The sequence below is a fragment of the Nocardioides campestrisoli genome, from assembly GCF_013624435.2.
GTDB classification, from domain to species: domain Bacteria; phylum Actinomycetota; class Actinomycetes; order Propionibacteriales; family Nocardioidaceae; genus Nocardioides; species Nocardioides campestrisoli.
Genome location: NZ_CP061768.1, coordinates 3,759,910 through 3,782,329, shown reverse-complemented (window position 1 = coordinate 3,782,329; position 22,420 = coordinate 3,759,910). Strand labels below are relative to the sequence as shown.

The following is a 22,420-nucleotide window of genomic DNA, read 5'->3' as shown; positions in this document are numbered from 1 at the left end:
GATGAGCGGCATGCTCGCCTCCCAGCTGCGCCAGGCCCTGCAGGCCGCCGACTTCACCTACGACGCCGTCGCCGGCCTGCTGGGGCCGCAGGCCCACGCCGCGCTGGCCCGCAACGAGACCGCCCCGGGGGCCCGGGCCACCGGCGGGGGCTCGCCGCTGGAGACCCTGACCCGGCTGTTCCTCCTCCAGGTGCCCGTGCCGCTCGCCCGGGCGGAGGAGGCGCTGCCGGGTCTGGTGGACCGGCTGGCCGTCGAGGGCCTGCTGGAGCAGTCCGTCGGTGAGGTGGCGGCGCGCCTGGACGTGCGCCCCTACGCCACCGACGACCCCGAGCGCCGCGACCTGTGGGTGGTCAGCGACCTGACCCCCGGGCTGGACGGTGCCCCGAACCGGGTCGGGGCCGAGCACGTGCTGGGGATCAGCCCGGCGTCGACGTCGCTGGCCCAGATGACGCTGCGCGAGCCGGTCGGCTCCGCCCTGGACCTGGGCACCGGGTGCGGGGTCCAGGCGCTGCACCTGGCCACGCACAGCGACCGGGTGGTCGCCACCGACGTCAACCCCCGGGCCCTGTGGATGACCCGGTTCAACGCCGCGCTCAACGAGGTCGAGGGCATCGACGTGCGCGACGGCTCGTTCTTCGAGCCGGTGGCGTCGGAGACGTTCGACCTGATCGCCACCAACCCGCCGTTCGTCATCTCGCCGGCGACCGGCGAGCGGCTGGTCTACCGCGACTCCGGGCTGCCGGGCGACCGGGTCGTCGAGCACATCGTGCGGACCGCGCCGGGCCTGCTCAACGACGGCGGCTGGTGCCAGGTGCTGGCCAACTGGGTGATCGAGCGTGACCGGCCGTGGGCCGAGCGGCTGGAGGAGTGGGTGCCCGAGGGCACCGACGCCCTGGTCGTGCAGCGCGAGGTGCTCGACCCCACGGCGTACGTCGAGCTGTGGCTCAAGGACGCCGGGCACCACGGCGGCCCCGACTACGTACGCCGCTACGACACCTGGCTGAGCTGGTTCGACGAGCAGGGCATCGAGGCCGTCGGCTTCGGCTGGATCAACCTGCGCAAGAACGGCCCGACCCGCGGCGCGGCACGTGAGCTCGTGGAGTGGCCCTACGAGGTCGAGCAGCCGATCGCCCCGGCCACCGCGCGCTGGGCCGCCGCCCAGGACCTGCTGCACCGCACCGACGACCTCGCCGCGCTCCGGCTGGTCACCCCGGGCGACGTCGTCCAGGAGACGCAGGGCACCCCGGGCGCCGACGACCCGGAGACGATCGTGCTGCGCCAGCAGCGCGGCCTGCGCCGGGCCCGCCAGGTCGACACCGTCGAGGCCGCCCTGGTCGGCGCCAGCGACGGCGAGCTCACGGTCGGGCAGATCCTCGACGCGGTCGCCTCGCTGCTCGACCAGGACGCGGCCGGGCTCCGGGAGACCTACCTGCCGGTGGTCGCCGAGCTGGTGGCCGAGGGGTTCCTCACCGGAGCCTGACCCGGGTCAGCGCAGCCGCACCTTCACCGTGCGCGAGGTGCCGGCGGGGGCGGTCCCGGACGGGACGACGCGGGCGCGCAGCTTGACCACGCCCCGGCGGTTCGCGGCCCGGGCGAGCGCCTTGGCGGAGATCTTGACCCGGAGCGTGCGCTGCACGCCCGCCGGGACCTGCACCTTGGCCAGCACCTTGGTGCCGACCCGCAGCTGGAGCCGGCCCGCGACGCTCCCGTTGCCGTACGCCGCCACCGTCACCTTGACCACGAGCGTGCGGCTGCGACGGATCGTGCCCGGGGCCTTGATCGACACCGTGGGCGCGGCCTCGGGCGTGGGCGTCGGAGACGGAGAGGGCGTGGGCGTGGGCGTGGGCGTGGGCGTCGGCGTCGGCGTCGGCGTCGGCGTGGGCGTGGGGGACGGAGTCGGGGACGGCGTCGGCGTGACCACCGGCAGCACCCCGCCCACCAGCGTCCCGAGGTCGACCGTCGCCCCGCGCAGGCTGTTCTGCGGGGTCGGGGTCTCCGGGTAGTCGCTCCCACCGCCCAGGTAGACGGTGGTGCCGTCGGCCGCGACGAAGGCCAGCGAGACCACGACCCCGGCCGGCACCCGCACGGAGAAGCGGCCGTCCGCCGACGTCGGGGCGCTCACGCCGTTGGGGGAGAAGAACGTCCCGTCCCACTCGAGCACCTGGACCTGCGCCCCGGCCACCGGCGAGCCGGTGGGGCCGGTCAGGCGCCCCCGCACCCGCAGCGGCGCGGTGAGCGTGTGGTCGCGCAGCAGGTCCCCCGCGGCGGGGTCGTGGGTGAAGACGCCGGGGGACGTCGGCCCGGTCGGCGCGGCACCGCCCAGCCACCCGGAGACGGCGACCTCGGCGGCGCTCCCGGAGCCGGCGTCGAAGAACAGGGTGTAGGTACCCGCGGTCGGCACGGCCACGCCGTACCTGCCCTCGCTGCGGCTGGTCTGCTGCCCGGCGAGCACGAACTCGCCCAGCGCGGCGTCCCAGCGGTGCAGCTGCACCTCGACCCCGCGCAGCCCGGCGCCGTCGGGGGCGGACACGGTGCCGCGCACCGAAGGGGCGGCCTTGAGGGTGAGGTCGGCGGTGACGTCCTCGCCCACGGGCAGCGGGTCGGCGGCCAGCGGGTCGGTGCCGCCGCCCAGGTAGGCGAGCGGGAACCCGGGCGCCGAGGCGCCCACGGTGTACCAGCGGCCGTCGCCGACCAGCACGTCGGTGAACCGGAAGGCTCCCTGCGCGTCGGTGGTGGTCGCCTGGACGACCTCGGCGCTGGCGAAGTCCGTCGGGCTCCCGCTGAGGCGGAGCAGCTCGACGTCCGCGCCGGCGATCAGGACGCCGCCCCGGTCGCTCACCGTCCCCGAGACGGTGCCCCGGGGGTAGCGCTGGAGGGTGACGGGAGAGACCTCCACGGTGGTGTTGGCGGTGACCGTGACCCGACCGGGCAGGGTCTGGGTGACGAAGACGTCGCTCTCCTCGGCGAGCGTCACCGTGTAGCTCCCGACCGGGGCGTCGACCTCCCAGCGACCGTCGAACTCGGTCTCGCTGCGGTACGTCTCCCCGAGGGCGCCCCGGAGCGTGACGTCGACGCCGGGGGACGCGGCACCCTCCGCGTCCCGCGCCACGCCGACGACGACTCCCCATTCCGGGTCGTCCGCCGAGGCGGTCGATCCGGCGAGACCGAGGCCCGTGACCAGCGCGACCACGAGCGTGGTGACCAGCGCGGCGAGCGGGCCCGATCGGCCGGAGGACGAGGTGCGGGCGGGCGGGCGCGGCTGATTCACCCGCGCACCCTAGGCGGGTGCCGACCTCCCGACCACGACTCGCCGGGTATTACCCTCAATTTGGGGACGACGCGCCGGCGAAGCCGGGCGCGCAGAGCAGCGTCCGGGCGGTCGCCTCGCGGGTCCCGCGAGGGACGGGGAGGCCGGGAGACCCATCTGGGCGCGCTACCGTGTCGACCTGAGCCCCGCTTGGGGCCCCTGGAGCAAGGAACGAGTGAAGTTGGCGCACAAGCTGGTCATCGTGGAGTCGCCCACCAAGGCCCAGAAGATCGGTGGGTACCTCGGCAAGGGGTACGTGGTCGAGTCGTCCATCGGCCACATCCGCGACCTCCCTCAGAGTGCGGCCGAGATCCCCGCGAAGATCAAGGACAAGCCGTGGGGACGGTTCGGCGTGGACGTGGAGAACGGCTTCGAGCCGTACTACGTCGTGCCCCGCGACAAGAAGAGCCACATCACCAAGCTCAAGAGCCTGCTCAAGGACGCCGACGAGCTCTTCCTCGCCACCGATGAGGACCGCGAGGGCGAGGCGATCGCCTGGCACCTCCTCGACGAGCTGAAGCCGAAGAACATCCCGGTCCGCCGGATGGTCTTCCACGAGATCACCAAGCCGGCGATCCTGGCGGCGGCGGAGAACCCGCGCGAGATCGACATGGACCTGGTCGAGGCCCAGGAGGCGCGCCGCATCCTGGACCGCCTCTACGGCTACGAGGTCTCCCCGGTGCTGTGGAAGAAGGTCATGTCCGGCCTCTCCGCGGGCCGCGTGCAGTCGGTCGCGACCCGCCTGGTGGTCGACCGGGAGCGCGAGCGGATGAAGTTCCGCGTCGCCTCGTACTGGGACCTGGAGGGCACCTTCGACGGCGGCGCCGACGCCGACCCGCGGATGTTCCCCGCCAAGCTGCACTCGGTCGACGGCAAGCGGGTGGCCCGCGGCTCCGACTTCACCCAGACCGGCGAGCTCAAGTCCGCCGACTCGGTGGTGCACCTGGACCGCAAGGCCGCCGAGGCCTTGGTGGAGGGTCTCTACGACACCTCCTACGAGGTGCGCTCGGTGGAGTCCAAGCCGTACAAGCGCTCGCCGTACGCGCCGTTCCGGACCACCACGCTGCAGCAGGAGGCCGGGCGCAAGCTCGGGATGAGCGCCTCGGTGGCCATGTCGGTCGCCCAGCGTCTGTACGAGAACGGCTTCATCACCTACATGCGTACCGACTCCACCACGCTCTCCGCGGCGGCGGTCGGTGCGGCGCGCGACCAGGTCCGCGAGCTGTACGGCGCGGAGTACCTGCCCGACGCCCCGCGCACCTACGCCTCGAAGGTGAAGAACGCCCAGGAGGCGCACGAGGCGATCCGGCCCGCCGGCGACACCTTCCGCACCCCCGCCCAGACCGGGCTCAAGGGCGACCAGTTCCGGCTCTACGAGCTGATCTGGATGCGCACCGTGGCCTCCCAGATGAAGGACGCGGTCGGCCAGTCGGTCTCGGTCCGCCTCGGCGGCACCGCCGCGGACGGTCGCGACGTGGTCTTCGGCGCGTCGGGCCGGGTGATCACCTTCCACGGCTTCCTCAAGGCGTACGTCGAGGGGCTGGACGACAGCTCCAAGCAGCGCGACGACCAGGAGGCCCGGCTGCCCGAGCTGGTGCAGGGTGCGAGCGTCAGCGCCGCCTCGGTCAGCGCCGCCGGCCACGAGACCAAGCCCCCGGCCCGCTACACCGAGGCCACCTTGATCAAGGAGCTGGAGGACCGGGAGATCGGCCGGCCCTCGACGTACGCCTCGATCATCGGCACGATCCAGAACCGCGGCTACGTGTACAAGAAGGGCACCGCCCTGGTGCCGGCCTGGATCGCCTTCTCGGTGGTCCGGCTGATGGAGGAGCACTTCCCGCGGCACATCTCCTACGAGTTCACCGCGGACATGGAGGACATCCTCGACGACATCGCGGGCGGCCGCCGCGACCGCGTCAGCGAGCTCGGCGAGTTCTACTACGGCTCGGACAAGATCGCCGGCCTGCACCCGCTGGTCACCGGCCTGGGCGACATCGACGCGCGCGAGCTGGCGACCTTCCCGGTCGGCGGCCCGGACTCCGGGATCCACCTGCGGGTGGGCCGCTACGGCCCGTACGTCGAGGAGGTGCCGGGGCCGGACGACGACGGCACCGCCGCGGCCCGTCGCGCCAACGTCCCCGAGGACCTGCCGCCCGACGAGCTGACCCTGGAGAAGGCCAAGGAGCTGCTGGCCAACCCGGCGGGCGAGGAGATCGAGCTCGGCGTCCACCCCGAGACCGGTCTGAAGGTGGTGGCCAAGAACGGGCGCTACGGCCCGTACGTCACCGAGGTGCTCCCGGAGGACGCGCCGAAGAACGCCAAGCCGCGCACCGGCTCTCTCTTCAAGTCGATGTCGCTGGACACGGTGACGCTCGACCAGGCCGTCCAGCTGCTCTCGCTGCCCCGGGTGGTCGGCACCGACGCCGAGGGCGTCGAGATCACCGCGCAGAACGGCCGCTACGGCCCGTACCTGAAGAAGGGCACGGACTCGCGCACGATCGAGTCCGAGGAGAAGCTGCTCAGCATCACCCTGGACGAGGCGCTGGCGATCTACGCCCAGCCCAAGGCCCGGGGTCGCGGGGCCGCGACCGCGCCGCTCAAGGAGCTGGGCAACGACCCCGTCTCCGGGCAGCCGATCGTGGTCAAGGCCGGTCGGTTCGGTGAGTACGTGACCGACGGCGAGTACAACGCCACCCTGCGCAAGGACGACACGGTCGAGGAGATCACCCTCGAGCGCGCCGCCGAGCTGCTGGAGGAGCGCCGCGCCAAGGGCCCCGCCAAGAAGGGCGCGAAGAAGGGCGCCAAGAAGACGACGAAGAAGGCCACCGCGAAGAAGGCGCCGGCCAAGAAGGCGGCGGCGAAGAAGACCACGGCGAAGAAGGCCGCGGCGAAGAAGGCCTGACCGGTGTCGGTTTCACCGGGTCCCCGGTGAAACTCTCACTTCCACACCGTTGCAACGGTGTGGAAGTGAGAGTTTCGTACGGGAAGTCCGGCTGAGGTCAGAACCAGTCAGTCATCCAGGAACCTGCCTAAGCCCGGCCGCGCAGACGCCCACCGTGCACCACCTCGGTGACCTGCAGGGCTGCGTCGAGCGCCACCAGGTCCGCCCAGGCGCCCGGCGCGAGGCGCCCGACGTCGGCCAGGCCGAGCATCGCCGCGGGGGAGGCGGTGGCGGCGCGCAGCGCCACCAGCAACGGCACCCCGGCGACCTGGACGGCGTACCGGACGGCCTGGGCCATCGTGAGCGTGCTGCCGGCGATGGTCCCGTCGGCCAGCCGCGCCTCGCCGTCGCGGACCTGCACGGCGAGCCCGCCGAGGGTGTAGTCGCCGTCGGCGGCCCCGGCGGCCGCCATCGCGTCGGTGACCAGCACGACGCGGTCGGGGCGCGCCCGGGCCACGCTGCGGACGACCGCGGGGTGCAGGTGGACGCCGTCGGCGATCAGCTCGACGTACACCTGGTCGGACTCGAGCAGCGCGACCGCCGGTCCGGGCTCGCGCTGGTGCGGGGCGCGCATCGCGTTCATCAGGTGGGTGGCCACGGTGACCCCGGCGTCGATCGCGGCGACCGTCTGGTCGTACGTCGCCTCCGTGTGTCCGGCGGCGACCACCGAGCCCCGCTCGCGGAGCAGCGCGACGGCCTCCAGCGCGCCGGGCAGCTCGGGTGCGAGCGTGACCATCCGGACGGCCCCGGGGGCGGCGTCCAGGACCTGCTCGACCGCCGCGCGCTCGGGCGCGCCCAGCAGGGCCGGGTCGTGCGCCCCGGCGCGGGCGGGGCTCAGCCAGGGGCCCTCGAGGTGGACGCCGACCAGCTCGCCGGCCGCCACCAGCGGCGCCAGGGCGGCGACCTGCCCGGCCAGCCCGGCGACGGACTCGGTGACCAGGCTGGCCATCGTCGAGGTGGTGCCGGAGCGCAGGTGCGCGGCGACCGCCGCGCGGGCGGCCTCGGGTCCGTCGGTGAAGGCGTGCCCGCCGCCGCCGTGGCAGTGCGCGTCGACGAACCCGGGCGCGAGGGTGTGCCCGGGCAGGTCGAGGTCGGCGGCGGCGCCGGGTCGGCCCTCGCCGACGCCGGTGATCCGGTCACCCTCGACGGTGACCCATCCGGGCTCGAGGAGGCGGTCGGGGAGGGCGACCCGGTCGGCGGTGATCAGCATCAGTCGAGCATCGAGCGGGTCAGGGACATGTGCAGCTGGTAGCGGTCTCCGCGGTAGGCGGAGACGACGTGCTCGACCGGGGTGTCCGCGGCGGTCGAGGTGCGCTGGAAGACCATCAGCGGGGCTCCGGACGGGGCCGCCAGCAGGGCGGCCCGGTCGGCGTCGGCGGAGTCGGCCCAGACGACCTGCTCGGCGGCGTCGATCACCGTGCCGTAACGGGTGGCGAGCAGGTCGTAGAGGGAGCCGGCGAGGTCGTGGGCGTCCAGGCCGGGCAGCAGCGCCTGCGGGTACCAGCCGTCCTCCAGGGCCATCGGGGTGTCGTCGGCGAGCCGGAGCCGGACCAGGTGCCAGGCCTGCTCGCCCTCGGCCAGGCCGAGCGCCCGCGCGACGTCGTCCGCCGGCGTCTCCACCCGCACCGAGACCACCCGGGTCGTGGGCCGGACCCCGCGTCGGGCCATGTCCTGGGTGAAGGAGGCCAGGTGGAGCCGGCTGCCCAGCCGTGGCCGGGCCACGAAGGTGCCCTTGCCCTGCGCCCGCTCGAGCAGGCCCTCGGCGATGAGCGCGTCGATCGCGGTCCGCACGGTGCTGCGGGAGACGTCGTAGGTGCCCATCAGCGCCCGCTCGGAGGGGATGGCGTCACCGGGACGCAGACCGCGTACGGCGTCCACCAGCAGGTCTCGCAGTTGCGCGTGCTTGGCCACCGGGCCGCCGAGGAGTCGCGCCGTGCCGGCGTCGTGGTCGGGGTGCGTGGTCACGGCGACACCCTACCGCGCAAGTGGTACGGTCCAGTCCGTACCAGTGGAAGAACAGCAGGAGCGACGATGACCGCCAGCACCCGGATGGCCCACGAGATCGCCGAGGGGCCCCACGCCCTCGAGCGGACGCTGGCCGACCTCCTCCCGCTCCGTGCGGAGCTGCGTGCCCGGGCCGCCGGCCGCCGCCGGGTGCTGTTCGCCGCCCGGGGGACCAGCGACAACGCGGCGGTCTACGGCCGCTACCTGCTGGAGACCCAGGCCGGGATCGGCACCGCGCTCGCGGCGCCCAGCGTCGCCACCCACTACGCCGTGGCGCAGGACCTCTCGGACGCGCTGGTGGTCTCGGTCTCGCAGTCCGGCGCCACCCGGGAGATCGTCGACTACCAGGAGTGGGCCCGCACGCAGGGCGCCGCGACCGTGGCGGTGACCAACGTGGCGGGCTCCGAGCTCGCCGAGCGCGCCGACGTGGCCCTGGTGACCGGCGCCGGTCCCGAGGTCGCGGTCCCGGCGACGAAGACCTACCTGGCGCAGCTCGCCGCGATGGGCGTGCTCGCCTCCGCGCTCTCTCCCGACCCGGTCGTGCTGGAGGAGCCGCTGCTCCGCAGCGTCGGCGAGGTCTCGCGGCTGCTGGCCGAGCGGCGCGGGGTGAGCGAGCTCGCCGCCGCCCTCGCCGAGGCCGCCACGGTCGTCGTCTCCGGGCGCGGCGTGGTGCTCGGCACCGCGCTGGAGATCGCGCTGAAGCTGGAGGAGACCTGCCTGCGCCCGGTCCGCGGCTACTCCTACGCCGACCTGCGGCACGGACCGGTCTCGGTGGTCGGCGACGACACCACGGCGGTGCTGGTGAGCGCCCCCGACGGCCCCTTCGCCCCCGCCATGGCCCAGCTGGCCGCCGACCTGCGCGGCCGGGGCGCCCGGGTTCTGGGGATCGGCGGGGACGACGCCTTCGCGGCCGCCTGCGACCTGGTCGTGCCGGGGCCGCGGCTGCCCGAGGCCGTCGCGCCGCTGGGCCTGGTCGTGCCGGCCCAGCTGGCCGTCGAGGAGAGCGCGCGGCTCCTCGGGCTCGACCCCGACGCCCCCCGGTCGCTGGCCAAGGTCACCCAGACCGACTGACCGGCCGACCGCTCAGGCCCGGGCGCCCCAGGCGTCCGGGTCGACCTCGACGCCGGCCGCCCGCGCGGCGAGCAGCGCGGCCCCGGTGAGTGCGGCGTCCGAGCCCAGCGTGGAGACCTCCACCGCCGGCGGGGTGCGCCAGGTGAGGGCGGCGCGCAGACCCGCGCGGACGGGGTCGAGCAGCGCGTCGCCCGCCTGGGCGAGCCCGCCGCCCAGCACCACCAGCTCGGGCTCCAGGGTCAGCGTCAGCGAGGCGAGGCTGGTCACCCAGGCGCGCACCGCGTCGTCCCAGACCTGCTGGGCGACCCGGTCGGTGACGAGGCGCTCGGCCACCTCGCGGGCGGTCGCCGGACGCCCGGTGAGCTCCAGGTAGCGGCGGGCGATCCCGCCGCCGGAGGCGTAGACCTCCAGGCAGCCCCGCTGACCGCACGGGCAGGCCTCGCCGTCCGGGACGACGGGGGCGTGACCGAGCTCGCCGGCGCCACCCGCGCTGCCGGCGACCAGCGTGCCGCCGACCACCAGGCTCGCGGCGATCCCGGTGCCGATGGAGACGTGCACGTAGTCGCGACGCCCCCGGGCGGCCCCGAGCAGGCCCTCGGCCTCGCCCGCGGCCCGGGCGTCGTGCCCCACGGCCACCGGCACGTCGAGCCCGGCACGGACCAGCGCCGAGAGCGAGACGTCGGTCCAGTCCAGGTTGGAGGCGTAGCGCACCACGCCGGCCTCGGGGTCGATCACCCCGGGGGAGACGACGCCCGCCCCGACCACCGTCAACCCCTCGTCGCGGGCCTGCCGTCCGAGGTGCCGGGCGGAGTCGGTGACGGCCTGCTCGGCCGCCGCGCCCTGCCCGGTGGCCAGCCACTGCCGGGACAACACCCGGCCGTCGGCCCCGACCAGCGCCGACTTGATCGTGGTGCCGCCGACGTCGACGGCGAGCAGCGCTGCCCCGCTCACGAGGCGACCCCGGCGACGGCGGCGACCACCTGGGCCACGACCTCCTGGCTGGTCACGCTGCGCGACCCGGCGTCGTACTGGCTGGAGCCGGTGGTGCTCGCGGAGGGCACCACGGTGGCGGCCCGCAGGTGCAGCTCGCGCGCCCCGGTGGCGGTGAGCACCGCGGCCGCGTTGTGCGGACGGACACCGCCGGCCACGACGATCCGGATCCGGTCGCCCGCGGCGCGGACCAGCCCGGCCAGCGAGTCGAGGTGGTCCATCGCCGGCCCGTCGCCGCCCGAGGTCAGCACGGCGGCCACCCCCAGGTCGGTCAGGCGGCCGAGCAGCCGGTCCGGCTCGCCGGTGCGCAGGGCGGTGTCGAAGGCCTTGTGGAAGGTGACCGGGCAGGGGCCGGCGGCGGCGACCAGCTCGGTCACCGCCTCGTCGTCGAGGTCGCCGTCCGGGGTGAGCGCGCCGAGGGTGAACCCGAGCCGTTCGTCCTCGCCGAAGACCGCCCGGGTGGCCGCGACGTCGGCGAGCATCACGTCCAGCTCGGGCCGGGAGTGCACGAAGTCGCCGCCCCGGGGCCGGACCAGCACCTGCAGCCCCAGCGGACCGGCCTCCCGGGCCGCCTGGCACAGGAAGCCCAGGGTCGGCGTGGTGCCGCCCTCGGAGAGCGAGGCGCACAGCTCCACCCGGTCGGCTCCGCCGTTGAGCGCCGTCTCGGCGCCCCCGATGTCGTCGACGCAGATCTCGACCGCGGTCACGCGGCGCCGCCGGTCGCGGCCAGCAGGTCCGCCCCGAGGTCGATCTCGCCGACCGGCACGCCCCCGCCGAGGACCGGCAGGTCCATCAGCGAGGCGGCGCCGGAGACGTCCACGCCCACCGCGCGGAGCGCGGCCAGGCCGACCAGGGTGGTGGCCCGGGGGTTGCCGTCGGCCATCTTCATCGCCACCGCCTCGCCGGTCGGCGCGGCCATGCCGATGACGCCCTCGGCGCCGCCCTTGGAGAGCAGTCCCGGGACCAGCCGCATCGCGTCGGAGTTGGCGTGCGGCTCGCCGCCCACGAAGAACGGGTGGGCCCGCATCTGCTCGGCGACCACGGCCGCGTCGGTGCCCGGCTCGGCCAGCACGAGGCGACGGAAGGAGTCGGCCAGGCCGCGCACCGTGACCCCGAAGAGCGGGGCGCCGCAGCCGTCGACGGTCACGTGCCGCACCGGGCCGCCGGTCATCTCCTCCACGACCTCGCGGACGACGACCTGGAACGGGTGCGCGGGGTCGAGGTAGCCGGCGGTCTCCCAGCCGTTGGTGGCGCAGGCCAGCAGCATCGCGGCGTGCTTGCCCGAGCAGTTCATCCGGAGCCGGTCGGCGCTGCCGCCGGCCGCCAGGATCGCGTTGCGGGTGGGCTCGTGCTCGGGCAGGTCCACCGGGCAGCCCAGCGCGTCCGGCTCCAGGCCGGCGCGCGCCAGCAGCCGGCGTACGACCTCGACGTGGCGGTCCTCGCCGGTGTGGCTGCCGGCGGCGATCGCCACCTCCTCGCCACTCAGCGGAGCGCCCGCGCGCAGGCACGCCTGGGCCTGCAGCGGCTTGACCGTGGAGCGCGGCAGGATCACCTCGTCCGGGTCGCCCACCGCGAGGGCGACCTCGCCTGCGGCGTCCAGGACCACCAGGTGACCGGTGTGCCGGCTCTCGATGAAGCCGCCACGACGGACGACGGCGAGCTCAGCCACGCTGCTCACCCGCCATCAGGGTGGTGCCGGTGGTGGCCAGCGCGGGCGGGGGGACCGGGGCGTCCGCGCGGGCCCGGAGCCGGGCGGCGAGGAAGGAGAGCGATCCGTTGACGATCAGGTACATGAGGGTCACCACGAGATAGGTCTGGATGAGGAGTCGGTTGTAGGAGGTCAGCACCTGGGCCCGGTAGAGCAGCTCGGTGAAGGCCACCACGAAGCCCAGCGAGGTGTCCTTGAGCAGGCTCACCAGCTGGGAGACGAGGGAGGGGGTGACGTTGCGCAGGGCCTGGGGGAGGACCACGGCGCGCACCACCTGGGAGCGTCGCAGGCCGAGGCTCAGACCGGCCTCGGTCTGGCCGCGGGGCAGGCTCAGGATGCCGGCGCGGACGATCTCGGCGAACGCCGCGGAGTTGGCCAGCACCAGCGGGATGGTGAGCTTCCACAGCACGTCGGGGTTGAACCCGTACGACGGGAGCGCGAAGAGCATCACGTAGATCAGCAGCAGCACCGGGACGGTGCGGAAGAGCTCGATGTAGACCACCGCGGGCACGCGGATCGCGGTGCTGCGGCTGGTCCGGGCGACGGCGAGCAGGGCGCCGATCGGCAGGCTGAGCACCGCGACCACGGCGGCGGCGAGGAGGGTGCCGCGCAGGCCGACCAGGAGGTACTCGGCGATGCCGGACTCCAGGAAGGGGGTCCACCGGTCGGCGGCGAGCTGGCCGGCCTGGTCGAGCTCGCGCAGGGCGAGGGCGACGACGGCGGCGAGCGCCAGCACGGTGAGAAGGGTGGCGATCCGGACGCGACGGCGGGCGCGGGGTCCGGGGGTGTCGTAGAGGAAGGCCAGCTCGTGGGTGCGACCGGCCTTCGGGGAGGTCGTGCTCATCGCTGCACCGCCACCTTCTTCTCGACCCGGCCGGCGAGCACGCCCAGGCACAGCGCCATCGCCATGTAGACGGCCCCGACCCCGGCGTAGACGACGATCGGCTGGGCCGCGACGTTGTTGATCCGGTTGGCCGCGCTGGTCAGCTCGACCACGCCCACGGTGGCGGCCAGCGCGGTGTTCATCAGCAGGGCGATGCCGACGTTGCCGAGCGGCTGGACCACGCCGCGCAGCGCCTGGGGCACCACCACCTTGCGCATCACCTGGGCGAACCGCATGCCCAGGGCGCGGGCCGCCTCCACCTCGCCCGGCGCGACGGTGTTGACCCCGCTGCGCACGGCCTCGGCGACGTACGCCCCTTCGTAGAGGGCGAGCACCACCACGACCGTCGTGGTCAGCGGCATCAGCAGGCCCGCGTCGGGCAGGGCGAAGACGGCGAGAAGAAGGAGCGCCAGCAGAGGGACGTTGAGGAAGAACTGGACGAAGCAGAACGCGACCCCCCGCAGCACCGGGACGGGGGAGACCCGGGCCACGGTCACCAGGATGCCGATCACGAGTGCTCCCAGGGAGGAGAGAGCGGTGATCAACAAGGTGGTGCCGAGTGCGTCGACGACGAGGTCGCCGTACTGCGTGAAGACGTCCATGCCTCTTCCTGTCTGTCCCTCTGCCGGCGATCCGGCTCAGGAGCCGGGGACCGAACCGATCTCCGGCGGGTTGGGCGCCTCGCCGCCGACGGCCTCACCGATGGAGTCCTCGAAGGCCTGGGCCCACTGGCCGCCCTCCTGGATCTTCAGCAGCCAGTCGTTGACGAAGTCCTTGAACTGCTGGTCCTTCGGGGGGAGGCCGATGCCGTAGGGCTCCTCGGTGAACGGGTCGCCCGCCACCTCGAGGTCGGGGTTGGACGCCGCCTGGGTGGCGAGCAGGAGGTAGTCCTGCACGTAGGCGTCGCCGCGGCCCTGGAGCAGCGCCGCGATGGCCTGCGGGTCGGTGCCGAAGGTGATCAGCTCGGCGTCCGGGACCAGCTCGGGGACGGCCTCGACGGCGGGGGTGTTCGCGCCGGCGATGACCTTCTTGCCGGCCAGGTCGTCGATGCCCTCGATGTCGCTGCCGGCCTTGGTGGCCACCGCGAGCCCGGAGAGGAAGTAGGGGCCGGCGAAGTTGATCTGCTCGGCGCGCTCCTCGGTGATCGTGTAGGTGTTGAACACGACGTCGACGGTGCCGTTCTGCAGCAGCGCCTCACGGGTCTCCGAGGCGGGCGGGACGATCTTCACCTCGGGCTCGCCGATGATGTAGGTCGCCAGCAGCTTGGCCAGGGTGATGTCGAAGCCCTCGACCTTGTCCGGGTTCGTGGGGTCCTGCTGGGAGAGCAGCGGCGCGTCCAGCGCGGCCGCGACGACGAGCTCGCCGCGCTCCTTGATCTCCGCCATGATCGAGCCCTCGGGGATGTCCGCCTCGTCGGCGACGGGGGCGTCGGCGAAGATGCCGGTCGGCTTGCCGCCGTCGGAGTCGGAGTCGCTGTCGGAGCCGCAGGCCGCGAGCGTGAAGCCCAGGGCGAGGACGCCGACCGTCGCGCCGAGGCGCTTCCAGGGTCGGGTGTGGGACATGGATGGTTCCCTTTCCTTCGGGTGCTGCAACAGTGCTGGCCCCCGGGCGGCGTCAGTGGCGCCGGGTGCCGTGCGGGGGTCTCAGTGGGACATGACCGACTCCAGGAACGCGCGGGCGCGCTCGCTGGAGGGCGAGGTGAAGAAGGTCTCCGGCGCGGCCTGCTCGACGATCCGGCCGCCGTCCATGAAGACGACGCGGTCGGCGGCGCGGCGGGCGAAGCCCATCTCGTGGGTGACCACGACCATGGTCATGCCGTCGCGGGCCAGCCCGGTCATCACCTCCAGGACCTCGTTGATCATCTCGGGGTCCAGCGCGGAGGTGGGCTCGTCGAAGAGCATCACCTTGGGGCGCATGGCGAGCGCGCGGGCGATGGCCACCCGCTGCTGCTGGCCGCCGGAGAGCTGCGCGGGACGACGGTCGGCCTTGTCGGCCAGGCCGACCCGCTCGAGCAGGGACATGGCGTGCTCGCGCGCCTCCGCCTTCTTGGCGCGGCGCACCATCGTCGGCGCCAGCACCACGTTGTCGAGCACCGAGAGGTGGGAGAAGAGGTTGAACGACTGGAAGACCATGCCGACGTCGGCGCGGACCCGGGCCAGCTCGCGGCCCTCGGCCGGCAGCGGCACCCCGTCGATGCGGATGGTGCCGGAGTCGATGGTCTCCAGCCCGTTGATGGTCCGGCACAGGGTCGACTTCCCGGAGCCCGAGGGGCCGACCACGACGACGACCTCCTGACGGCCCACGGTCAGCTCGATGTCGCGCAGCACGTGCAGCTGGCCGAAGTGCTTGTCGACGTGCAGCAGCTCGAGCACGGGGGTCGCGCTGGGGTGGGACATCGTCTGGACCTCCAGTCGCAGGACGTTGTGGTGGCGCCGAACTTAATCCATAGTTTGGGGTACGAGAACAGAGATTAAATGTTCGATTCTGGATCAACTGCGGCGGGTACGCGCTACTGTGTCCCGGCTCACTGCACCGATCCGCCCGCACTCGACCCGAGGAGCCCCGAGAAGCGCATGGCCAGCCCCCACGCCTCCGTGCTCGACGAGGTCCGCAGCGGCCGGGCCGCCTCGCGCGCCGACGTCGCGCGGGTGCTCGCCGTCTCGGCCTCGACCGCCTCCGCGCGGGTCGACGCCCTGGTACGGCGCGGGCTGCTGGTCGAGCACAGCGAGTCGGGGGCCCGGGTGGGCCGCCGGCCCCGTCGTCTCAGCCTGCGCCCGGGCCTGGGCACCGTCGCGGCGGTCGAGCTTGGCCCCGTGCGCGCCCGGACGGTGCTGGCCGACCTCACCGGCGAGGTGCTCTGCGTCGGCGACGTCCCGGTGCCGCTCACCCGTGGCCCCGAGGAGGTGCTGGGCGCGGTGGCCGAGGCGCTGCGCGCCCAGGCTCCGGACGACCGGCCGCCCCTGCACGCGGTCTGCGTGGGCGTGCCCGGTCCCGTCGGTCCGGCGCTGGACCATGTCGTCGCCCCGGCGCGGATGCCGGGCTGGAACGGGGTGGACGTGGCCGCCCTCGGCCAGCGGCTCTTCGGTGTGCCCACGATGGTCGAGAACGACGCCAACCTGATCGCGGTGGGGCAGCACCAGCACCGACCCGGCGGGGGTCAGCGGGTGGTGGTCACCGTGGACGCCGGGATCGGCTGCGGGGTGCTGGTCGACGGCCGGCTCTTCCGCGGCGCCTCGGGGATGGCGGGCGACATCAGCCACACGACCGTGGCCGACGCGCCCGAGATCCCCTGCTCCTGCGGGCGCACGGCCTGCCTGGACGTGGTGGCCAGCGGCTCCGCGCTGCTCGACAGCCTGACCGCGGCCGGGGTGGCCGCGGAGGGCATGGACGACCTGATCCGGATGGTGCACGACGGCCAGCCGCTCGCCACCGGCCTGGTCCGCGAGGCGGGGGAGCGGATCGGCGCGGTGCTGAGCACCGTGATCAGCTTCTTCAACCCCGACGAGCTGGTGCTCGCCGGCCCGGTCAGCTCGCTGCCCACCTTCATGGCGGCGCTGCGCTCGACCGTCTACGCCTCCTGCCTGCCCGCGACCACCGCCTCGCTGACCATCACCCGCGCCGACGACGAGGGCGAGGCGACGCTGGCCGGCGCCGTCCGGGTGGCGGCGGACAAGGCGTTCGCCGAGGGACCGCTGGCGGCGCGCATCGGCTGACGCCGCCGTTCCCGGCTAGCGGCGCGTCACCCGCGGCCGCCGGACCGCGCGGGCCGGCGCCACGGCGGGATCGGTCGGGGTGAGGACGACCTTCAGTCGCACCCGGCGGGTGCCCTTGCCCGCCCCGCGGGGGAGCCGGCCCAGCCGCACCTTGGTGGCGGCCGCCCCGGTGACCCGCACCGTGCGGACCGTCGTACGCCGGCCCACCCGCAACGTCACCCGGGCCTTTCCGGCCGTCGACGACCGCACCCAGACCAGGGCCTTGCGGCCCGGCCGCAAGCGGGTCCGGGGGATGCCGACGCGTGCCCGCTGCGGGGTCGCGGCGGGCGGCGGCCCGGCGGCGGGAGGACCAGCCGGCGGGGGACCGCTCACCGGCGGAGCGCCCCCGCCGACCACCCGCTTCGACCCGTCGGCCGCCTTGTGGATGGTGAAGGAGTCGAACACCCCGCCGACCACCAGGGGCTGGGCCGGCACCGTGTAGGCGCCGGGTGCGGTCTCGGCCAGGTAGGAGCGGTAGACCAGCCGGTCGGCGGAGACCGTCACCACCTGGTACGTCGTCACCCGGGCGCCGGTGAGCACCTGGGCGGCCCCGTTCGCCGTCCACACGTTCCGGGCGGGGACCTCGAGGTTGTAGTGCCGGTCGCCGGAGTTGCTCACCACGAAGACCGGGCCGTCGGTGACGCCGGGCTCGGTGGTGCGGTCCTGGTTCAGGTAGCCGCGCGCATAGGCGTGGTCGTGGCCCATCTGCACCAGGTCGACGTCGTGCCGGCTGAAGACCGGCAGCCAGTGCCGACGCAGCAGCGGCTCGTCGCGGCCCGCGGTCGCGGAGAGGACCGGCTGGTGGAAGGTGACGACGTTCCAGCGGGCCGGGGATCGGGTCAGGACGTGGTCGAGCCAGGCCGCCTGGTACTCCACCCACACCTCCGCGATCCGGTCCGCCGGGCAGTCGCTCCCCGGCGCCGTCGTGCACGCCGGCAGCGACGCCGGGGTGAGGAAGGTGAGGTCGCGAGTGGCGTTGACGGTGACGAAGCGGACGCTCTGGTAGTCGGTGAAGTAGACGGTCTCGTGCGCCAGGTCGCGCCAGTGCGCGAAGAGGGCGCGGTACTGGCGGGCGGCGTCGGTCTCGCCCACCGCCCGCTGCGCCAGGGCACCGACCGTGCCGGTGTCGGGGTGGTTGGCGGGGTACTCGAAGTGCGCCTTCCACGACCGCAGCAGCCGGTCGCCGGCGTACTCGTGGTTGCCGGGGGCGGCGAGCACGTTCGTGGTGGCCGCGGACCGGGCCATCCCCCGGAACCAGCTCTCCCAGAGGTGGTCGTGGTTGCCGACGTCGACCAGGTCGCCGGCGTGCACCGAGCCGATGGAGTCCGGAGCGCTCGCCTCCGCCATCGCGACCACCCGCGGCCAGGTGGTGTCCAGCCCGGTCTGGGCGTCGCCGTAGTAGACGTACTGGAGGTCGGGGTCGGCGGGATCCGCCGTGGCGAACTCCGCCCAGGCCGACCAGGCACCGTCTTCGCCCACCCGGTAGCGGTACGCCGTGCCCGGGGGCCAGGCCGTCCAGGACGGCGGAGAAGTGCCGACGGGACTGGTTGGGCGCCGGCCCGCGGACGGCCGCGGCGACCGAGCGGACCGCGCCCCCGTCTGCCCGCTGGAGCTGGACCTGACCCGTCGTCTCCTCGGGGGCGGTGGCGAGCCAGGTGACCGCCTGCGACGTCGCAGGCGTGGCGGTGGGGGTGAGCACGATCCGGCTGGGCCCCGGCGCGAGCGGCTCGGGCGGCCCGGGCTGCAGGGCGAGCCGGTCCAGCGACCACCAGATGTCGGAGCTGTCCGGCCGGCCCTGGTGGAGCGCGACCGCGAGGGTGTTGGTGCCCACGCGCAGCGCCGAGGCCGGGATGGTGAAGTCCAGGTCGCCGCCGACGCCGTCGTCGAAGGCCAGCGTCGGGGTGGTCGGCTCGACCAGGTGCCGGACCACCTCCTGGCCGTTGACGTAGACCAGCGCCGCGTCGTCGACGTAGGAGTCGCCGACCAGGTCCCGCCCGGTGGCGAGCATCGCGGGCGTCACCTCGAAGGTGGTCCGGAAGAAGTAGGTGCGCACGTGCGAGGTGGCGCCGGCGGGGCGGATCGGCAGCTGGGTGACCGCGACCCGGCCGGCGTCGAAGGCGGGGGTCTCGGTGCTGCTGCCCAGCCGGCGACCGCCGAAGCCGCCGCGTCCGCTGGGCCACCGGCTGTCGTCGTACCCGGCCCTGGTCCACGCCCCGGGGTCCTGCGGGGTCCCCGGGTCGGTGTCGTCGGCGAGGTAGCGCCAGGTGGTGCTCGCGTCGACCAGCGGGCCCGGGTCGGCCGCGAGTGCGGTGGGCGGAGCCGCAGGTAGGGCGCTGAGCGCGCCCGCCGCCAAGAGTGCGGCGAGGGCGGTGGTCAGGCTGCGTGGCACGCGGGATCCTCTCGTCGGGCGCCCCGATCGAGTCCCTCCGCAGGTCCCCCGCCCGGCCCTACTGTGACGGGTCGCGGCGGACGGCGCCAGCACGGTTCGCGTCCCGGACACGCGGAGCTCCCGGGACGTCGTACGGTTCTCCCGCCGCGAGCGCGGCCAGCACGAGCAGTCAGCACGAGGAGAGGGAGGACCGGGTGGCCGAGCCCGACGTCGACGCCATCGTGGCCGACCTGGTCAGCACCGGGGTGCACCGCGGTCCCGGCACCCAGACCTGGATCGGCGACCGGCAGCTGGCCCAGATCACCGAGGCCGCGGAGGCGGGCGACGTCCCGCTCCGGCTGGTGCTGCTGGCGCCGCCGTCGTCCGGGCAGGGCGACCTCTACCAGGGCGACGACCTGCTGGTGCGGATCCACGACGCGGGCGGTCCCGACGGGCTCTACGTCGGGGTCAACGGCGTCTGGTCCGAGACCGGCGAGCCGGGTCCGCCGACCCTGCCGTTCCTCCAGGACGGCTCCTCGCTGCACCTGGCCCTGCAGCAGTGGGGGACCGTCGGCGGTCTCGGCGACGTGACCGACGACCTCGACCTGGTCCTCTCCTACGGCAACGGCCCCGGCGAGGCCTACCCGCTCGGCGAGGGCCTGCTGCGGGTGGTGGAGGCGCTCGGCGAGGGCACCTTCCCCGCGCTGGTCGACTCCGCCCACGAGGGGCTCGACCTCCGGCTGGCGGAGGACGACGAGGGCACCGCTGAGGACCCCGCTGACGAGACCGCCGACGAGACCGGCACCGGAGTGCCTGCTCCTGCCGGCGAGCAGTCCGGCGACGAGGGCGTGGGCGGTGCCGACGTGGCGCTCGGCGTCTTCGTGGCCCTGGTGGCCGTGGCCACCGCGGTGACGCTCCTGGCACGCCGCGCCCGGCGCCGGGCGCAGGCGGCCCGCACCTTCGAGCTGCCCGACTCGGTGCTCGACCGGGTCCGCTCGGCCGGTGACGCCGACCTGCTGCGCCGGGCCCGCAAGGACGTGCTCGCGCTGGGCGAGGCGATCGACGCCGCCGAGATGGACGGCGCCGACAGCCCGGCCTGGGCCGCGGCGCTGGACCACTACGACGCGGCCGGGCGGCTGCTGCCCCCGACCGACGACCCGGTCGACCCCCTGGACGCCGCGGGGGCCGTCGTCCTGGCCGACCGCGGCCGGCAGGCGCTGGCCGCCGCCGAACGCGGTCGGGCCTTCACCCCCACCACCACGTGCTTCCTCAACCCCCTGCACGGGCGGGCCGAGCTCGACCGCACCCTGGAGCACAAGGGACGGCGCCTCAAGGCGCCGGTCTGCACGACCTGCCGCAAGGACCTGGAGGCCGGGCGCCGGCCCGACATCCTCGACGTGGTCGTCCGCGGCGTCCCGCAGCACTACTTCGAGACCGGCCGGGAGCCGTGGGCCTCGACCGGGTTCGGCGCGCTCGACCCCGACCTGGTCACCCGACTGCACCGGGGCCTGCGATGAACGTCGACGAGCTGGCCGACGAGCTGGCGGAGGCCTTGGCCGACGACCCGGTCGTGGTCGACCCGCTCTTCGGCAACGGTCGCACCGAGGAGGTCCGTGAGGCGCTCACCGAGGCGGTCGAGGAGCTGGACTTCCCGGCGTACGTCGTGCTGGTGCCCCGCCCCGAGGGCCTCTCGGCCAGCGACCCCGACCGCGAGCTGGCGACCCTGCTGCACGAGCGGATCGGGGGTGACGGCGTCTACGTCGTGCACACCGACACCACCGGCTACGGCGACGCGGTGGTCTCCTTCGGGGACGTCCCCGCGGCCGACGTGCGGTACGAGGTGTCGCTGCGCCAGCCGGCGGGCGAGATCCGCGAGCTCAATCCCGCCGGGCACGCGGCGCGCGACCTGGCGGTGATCGCCGCCGACGGCAGGCTGTCGCAGGCCGACTACGAGGCGTACGCCGAGGAGACGGTCTGGCAGCGCCCGCCGGAGTGGGACGTGATGACCCGCGAGGTCCCCGACACCGGTGCCTACGCCTTCTTCACCACCCTGGCGTTCGTGGTGGTGGGTGGCAGCGCCTGGCTGGTGCTGCGCACGATCGCCCGGTGGCGCGAGACCGGCCTGGTCCCGCAGCCGCGGGCGGCGCTCCCGGTCGAGGGCCCCGCGCAGGTGCGAGCCCGCGCCGAGCGCGAGCTCGACGCGCTCGCCGAGCGGCTGGCTGCCACCGCCGACCGGCCGCTGTCCGCCGAGACGCGCGAGCTGGTCGACGGCTCCTACGACACCGCCCGCGGCGTGCTGGCCGACGCCGGCACCGAGGAGCGGGACCTGGCCGACCTGGTGGGCGCCCTGGTGCTGGTCCGGGTCGCCGACCGGGCGCTGGACGCCGCCGACGCCGCCGCACGGCCCCGGAGTCGTCGGGCGTCGCGGCGCGCCCCGCTACCGGCGTACCTGCCGTGCTACTTCGACCCGCGCCACGGGGAGGCGGTGCGCAGGCACACGGTCCCGGTGGGCGACCGGCGGTTGGCCGTGCCGGCCTGCCGACACTGCAGCGACACCCTGGACGGGATCCACACGGGACCCCCGCACCCGATGCTGGTCCCGGCGGGGCTGCTGGGTCGTCCGCGGCCCTGGTACGAGCAGGACACCGTGTGGGCGCGCACCGGCTACGGCGCCTCCGTGGACGAGCTGTGGCCGCACGTCGCGGGCGACCGGCGGAGGGTCCGATGAACCGGCTCACCTCCCTGCTCGTCGCCGGCCTGCTGGGCACGCTCGCCGTCCTCGTGGTCGACTCCCGCCTCGACGCCTCGGCCGACCTCGGTGAGGGGGCGGGCGACCGGGTGCTGGCCGCCGTCGAGGGGCTGCGGGACGACTCGGTCCACGTCGACGCCGCGAGCCGCGCGATGCTGGACGAGGAGGGTGAGCAGGCGATCGCCGAGGCGCTCGCCGAGCGGGACCTCCCGGTGTACGTGCTGGTCTGGCAGGACAGCTGGTTCGCCGGCTACGACCACTACCTGCAGGCGGCCGAACAGGTGCTGGCCCACCTCGACGAGCCCGCGGCGCTGGTGCTGTGGCAGGGCCCGGACCACAGCACCACCCAGGTCACCGAGGGCTACCGGCTCACCGAGTACGAGCCGGACTACCTGGGCGACCCGGCGCTGCGGATCCCGGAGTGGTTCGCGCAGCTGCCCGAGGAGCCGCTGGAGCGGCTCGGCGACGAGTACGGCGGCCCGGTCGGCGGGTTCTTCCTCGGGCTCTTCCTCGGCCTGGCCGTGCTGCTGGTCGTCTGGGTGCTGATCGGCATCGTCCGGCTGGCCACCGGCCGGCGGTTCCGCAACCTGCCGGCGCGCACATGAGCGGGCACCGGCGTACGAGTCGCTGCACGACAGCTGCTCTGG

The 22,420-nt window shown here is 74.5% G+C and carries 20 protein-coding genes; 9 read left to right on the top strand and 11 right to left on the bottom strand.

The window, feature by feature from the left end:
- The first annotated feature begins 10 nt into the window (after positions 1–10).
- Positions 11–1,480 carry a DUF7059 domain-containing protein gene (locus tag H8838_RS17860; protein ID WP_317983773.1) on the top strand — a complete coding sequence of 490 codons (1,470 nt, stop codon included), beginning with the start codon at positions 11–13 and terminating at the stop codon, positions 1,478–1,480.
- Positions 1,481–1,486: 6 nt separating this feature from the next.
- Here H8838_RS17860 and H8838_RS17855 read toward each other — a convergent pair whose 3' ends face one another.
- Complete coding sequence (locus H8838_RS17855; RefSeq protein WP_185994437.1) at positions 1,487–3,268, bottom strand: carboxypeptidase regulatory-like domain-containing protein; 1,782 nt, start codon at positions 3,266–3,268, stop codon at positions 1,487–1,489.
- A gap of 220 nt (positions 3,269–3,488) precedes the next feature.
- On the opposite strand from H8838_RS17855, the gene topA reads away from it, so the two are divergent.
- Positions 3,489–6,209, top strand: a complete 2,721-nt coding sequence (gene topA, locus H8838_RS17850; protein ID WP_185994735.1) for a type I DNA topoisomerase — start codon at positions 3,489–3,491, stop codon at positions 6,207–6,209.
- A gap of 127 nt (positions 6,210–6,336) precedes the next feature.
- On the opposite strand, the gene nagA is transcribed toward topA, so the two are convergent.
- Positions 6,337–7,458, bottom strand: a complete 1,122-nt coding sequence (gene nagA, locus H8838_RS17845) for an N-acetylglucosamine-6-phosphate deacetylase (RefSeq protein ID WP_185994438.1) — start codon at positions 7,456–7,458, stop codon at positions 6,337–6,339.
- Positions 7,458–8,213 (bottom strand): GntR family transcriptional regulator, encoded by a 756-nt coding sequence (locus H8838_RS17840; RefSeq protein ID WP_181311974.1) that lies wholly within the window; start codon positions 8,211–8,213, stop codon positions 7,458–7,460. The genes nagA and H8838_RS17840 overlap by 1 nt, the downstream gene beginning before the upstream one ends.
- Positions 8,214–8,279: 66 nt before the next feature.
- Here H8838_RS17840 and H8838_RS17835 point away from each other — a divergent pair, with 66 nt between their 5' ends.
- Positions 8,280–9,323, top strand: a complete 1,044-nt coding sequence (locus H8838_RS17835; protein ID WP_181311973.1) for an SIS domain-containing protein — start codon at positions 8,280–8,282, stop codon at positions 9,321–9,323.
- A gap of 12 nt (positions 9,324–9,335) precedes the next feature.
- Here the strand turns inward: H8838_RS17835 and H8838_RS17830 are convergent, their stop codons facing one another.
- From H8838_RS17830 to H8838_RS17800, 7 genes are all read right to left on the bottom strand, one after another.
- Entirely contained in the window at positions 9,336–10,274 is a 939-nt protein-coding gene (locus tag H8838_RS17830) for an ROK family protein (RefSeq protein ID WP_181311972.1), read from the bottom strand.
- Entirely contained in the window at positions 10,271–11,020 is a 750-nt protein-coding gene (locus H8838_RS17825; RefSeq protein WP_181311971.1) for a copper homeostasis protein CutC, read from the bottom strand. Before H8838_RS17825 ends, H8838_RS17830 begins: the two co-directional genes overlap by 4 nt.
- Positions 11,017–11,991, bottom strand: coding sequence for an asparaginase (locus H8838_RS17820; protein ID WP_185994439.1), 975 nt, complete (start codon positions 11,989–11,991; stop codon positions 11,017–11,019). The genes H8838_RS17825 and H8838_RS17820 overlap by 4 nt, the downstream gene beginning before the upstream one ends.
- On the bottom strand, positions 11,975–12,865 hold the full coding sequence (locus H8838_RS17815; protein ID WP_185994440.1) for an amino acid ABC transporter permease: 891 nt from the start codon (positions 12,863–12,865) through the stop codon (positions 11,975–11,977). The genes H8838_RS17820 and H8838_RS17815 overlap by 17 nt, the downstream gene beginning before the upstream one ends.
- Positions 12,862–13,506 carry an amino acid ABC transporter permease gene (locus H8838_RS17810; protein ID WP_181311968.1) on the bottom strand — a complete coding sequence of 215 codons (645 nt, stop codon included), beginning with the start codon at positions 13,504–13,506 and terminating at the stop codon, positions 12,862–12,864. Before H8838_RS17810 ends, H8838_RS17815 begins: the two co-directional genes overlap by 4 nt.
- 36 nt (positions 13,507–13,542) lie before the next feature.
- Positions 13,543–14,466 carry a glutamate ABC transporter substrate-binding protein gene (locus H8838_RS17805; protein ID WP_185994441.1) on the bottom strand — a complete coding sequence of 308 codons (924 nt, stop codon included), beginning with the start codon at positions 14,464–14,466 and terminating at the stop codon, positions 13,543–13,545.
- A gap of 81 nt (positions 14,467–14,547) precedes the next feature.
- Complete coding sequence (locus tag H8838_RS17800; protein WP_181311966.1) at positions 14,548–15,300, bottom strand: amino acid ABC transporter ATP-binding protein; 753 nt, start codon at positions 15,298–15,300, stop codon at positions 14,548–14,550.
- 177 nt (positions 15,301–15,477) lie between these two features.
- On the opposite strand from H8838_RS17800, the gene H8838_RS17795 reads away from it, so the two are divergent.
- Positions 15,478–16,617: an ROK family transcriptional regulator gene (locus H8838_RS17795; RefSeq protein WP_185994442.1), complete on the top strand. Its 1,140-nt coding sequence runs from the start codon at positions 15,478–15,480 to the stop codon at positions 16,615–16,617.
- A gap of 15 nt (positions 16,618–16,632) precedes the next feature.
- Here H8838_RS17795 and H8838_RS17790 read toward each other — a convergent pair whose 3' ends face one another.
- Positions 16,633–18,135 (bottom strand): metallophosphoesterase family protein, encoded by a 1,503-nt coding sequence (locus H8838_RS17790; protein ID WP_185994443.1) that lies wholly within the window; start codon positions 18,133–18,135, stop codon positions 16,633–16,635.
- A gap of 164 nt (positions 18,136–18,299) precedes the next feature.
- Between H8838_RS17790 and H8838_RS17785 the strand changes: the two genes are divergently transcribed.
- The 5 genes from H8838_RS17785 (at position 18,300) to H8838_RS17765 (ending at position 22,378) form a co-directional block, all read left to right on the top strand.
- Positions 18,300–18,605 carry a hypothetical protein gene (locus H8838_RS17785; RefSeq protein WP_185994444.1) on the top strand — a complete coding sequence of 102 codons (306 nt, stop codon included), beginning with the start codon at positions 18,300–18,302 and terminating at the stop codon, positions 18,603–18,605.
- 96 nt (positions 18,606–18,701) lie between these two features.
- Complete coding sequence (locus H8838_RS17780; RefSeq protein WP_185994445.1) at positions 18,702–18,914, top strand: hypothetical protein; 213 nt, start codon at positions 18,702–18,704, stop codon at positions 18,912–18,914.
- A 325-nt stretch (positions 18,915–19,239) separates the two neighbouring features.
- On the top strand, positions 19,240–20,541 hold the full coding sequence (locus H8838_RS17775) for a hypothetical protein (RefSeq protein WP_185994446.1): 1,302 nt from the start codon (positions 19,240–19,242) through the stop codon (positions 20,539–20,541).
- Entirely contained in the window at positions 20,538–21,752 is a 1,215-nt protein-coding gene (locus H8838_RS17770; RefSeq protein ID WP_185994447.1) for a hypothetical protein, read from the top strand. Before H8838_RS17775 ends, H8838_RS17770 begins: the two co-directional genes overlap by 4 nt.
- Complete coding sequence (locus H8838_RS17765) at positions 21,749–22,378, top strand: hypothetical protein (protein ID WP_185994448.1); 630 nt, start codon at positions 21,749–21,751, stop codon at positions 22,376–22,378. The genes H8838_RS17770 and H8838_RS17765 overlap by 4 nt, the downstream gene beginning before the upstream one ends.
- Positions 22,379–22,420: the final 42 nt, after the last annotated feature.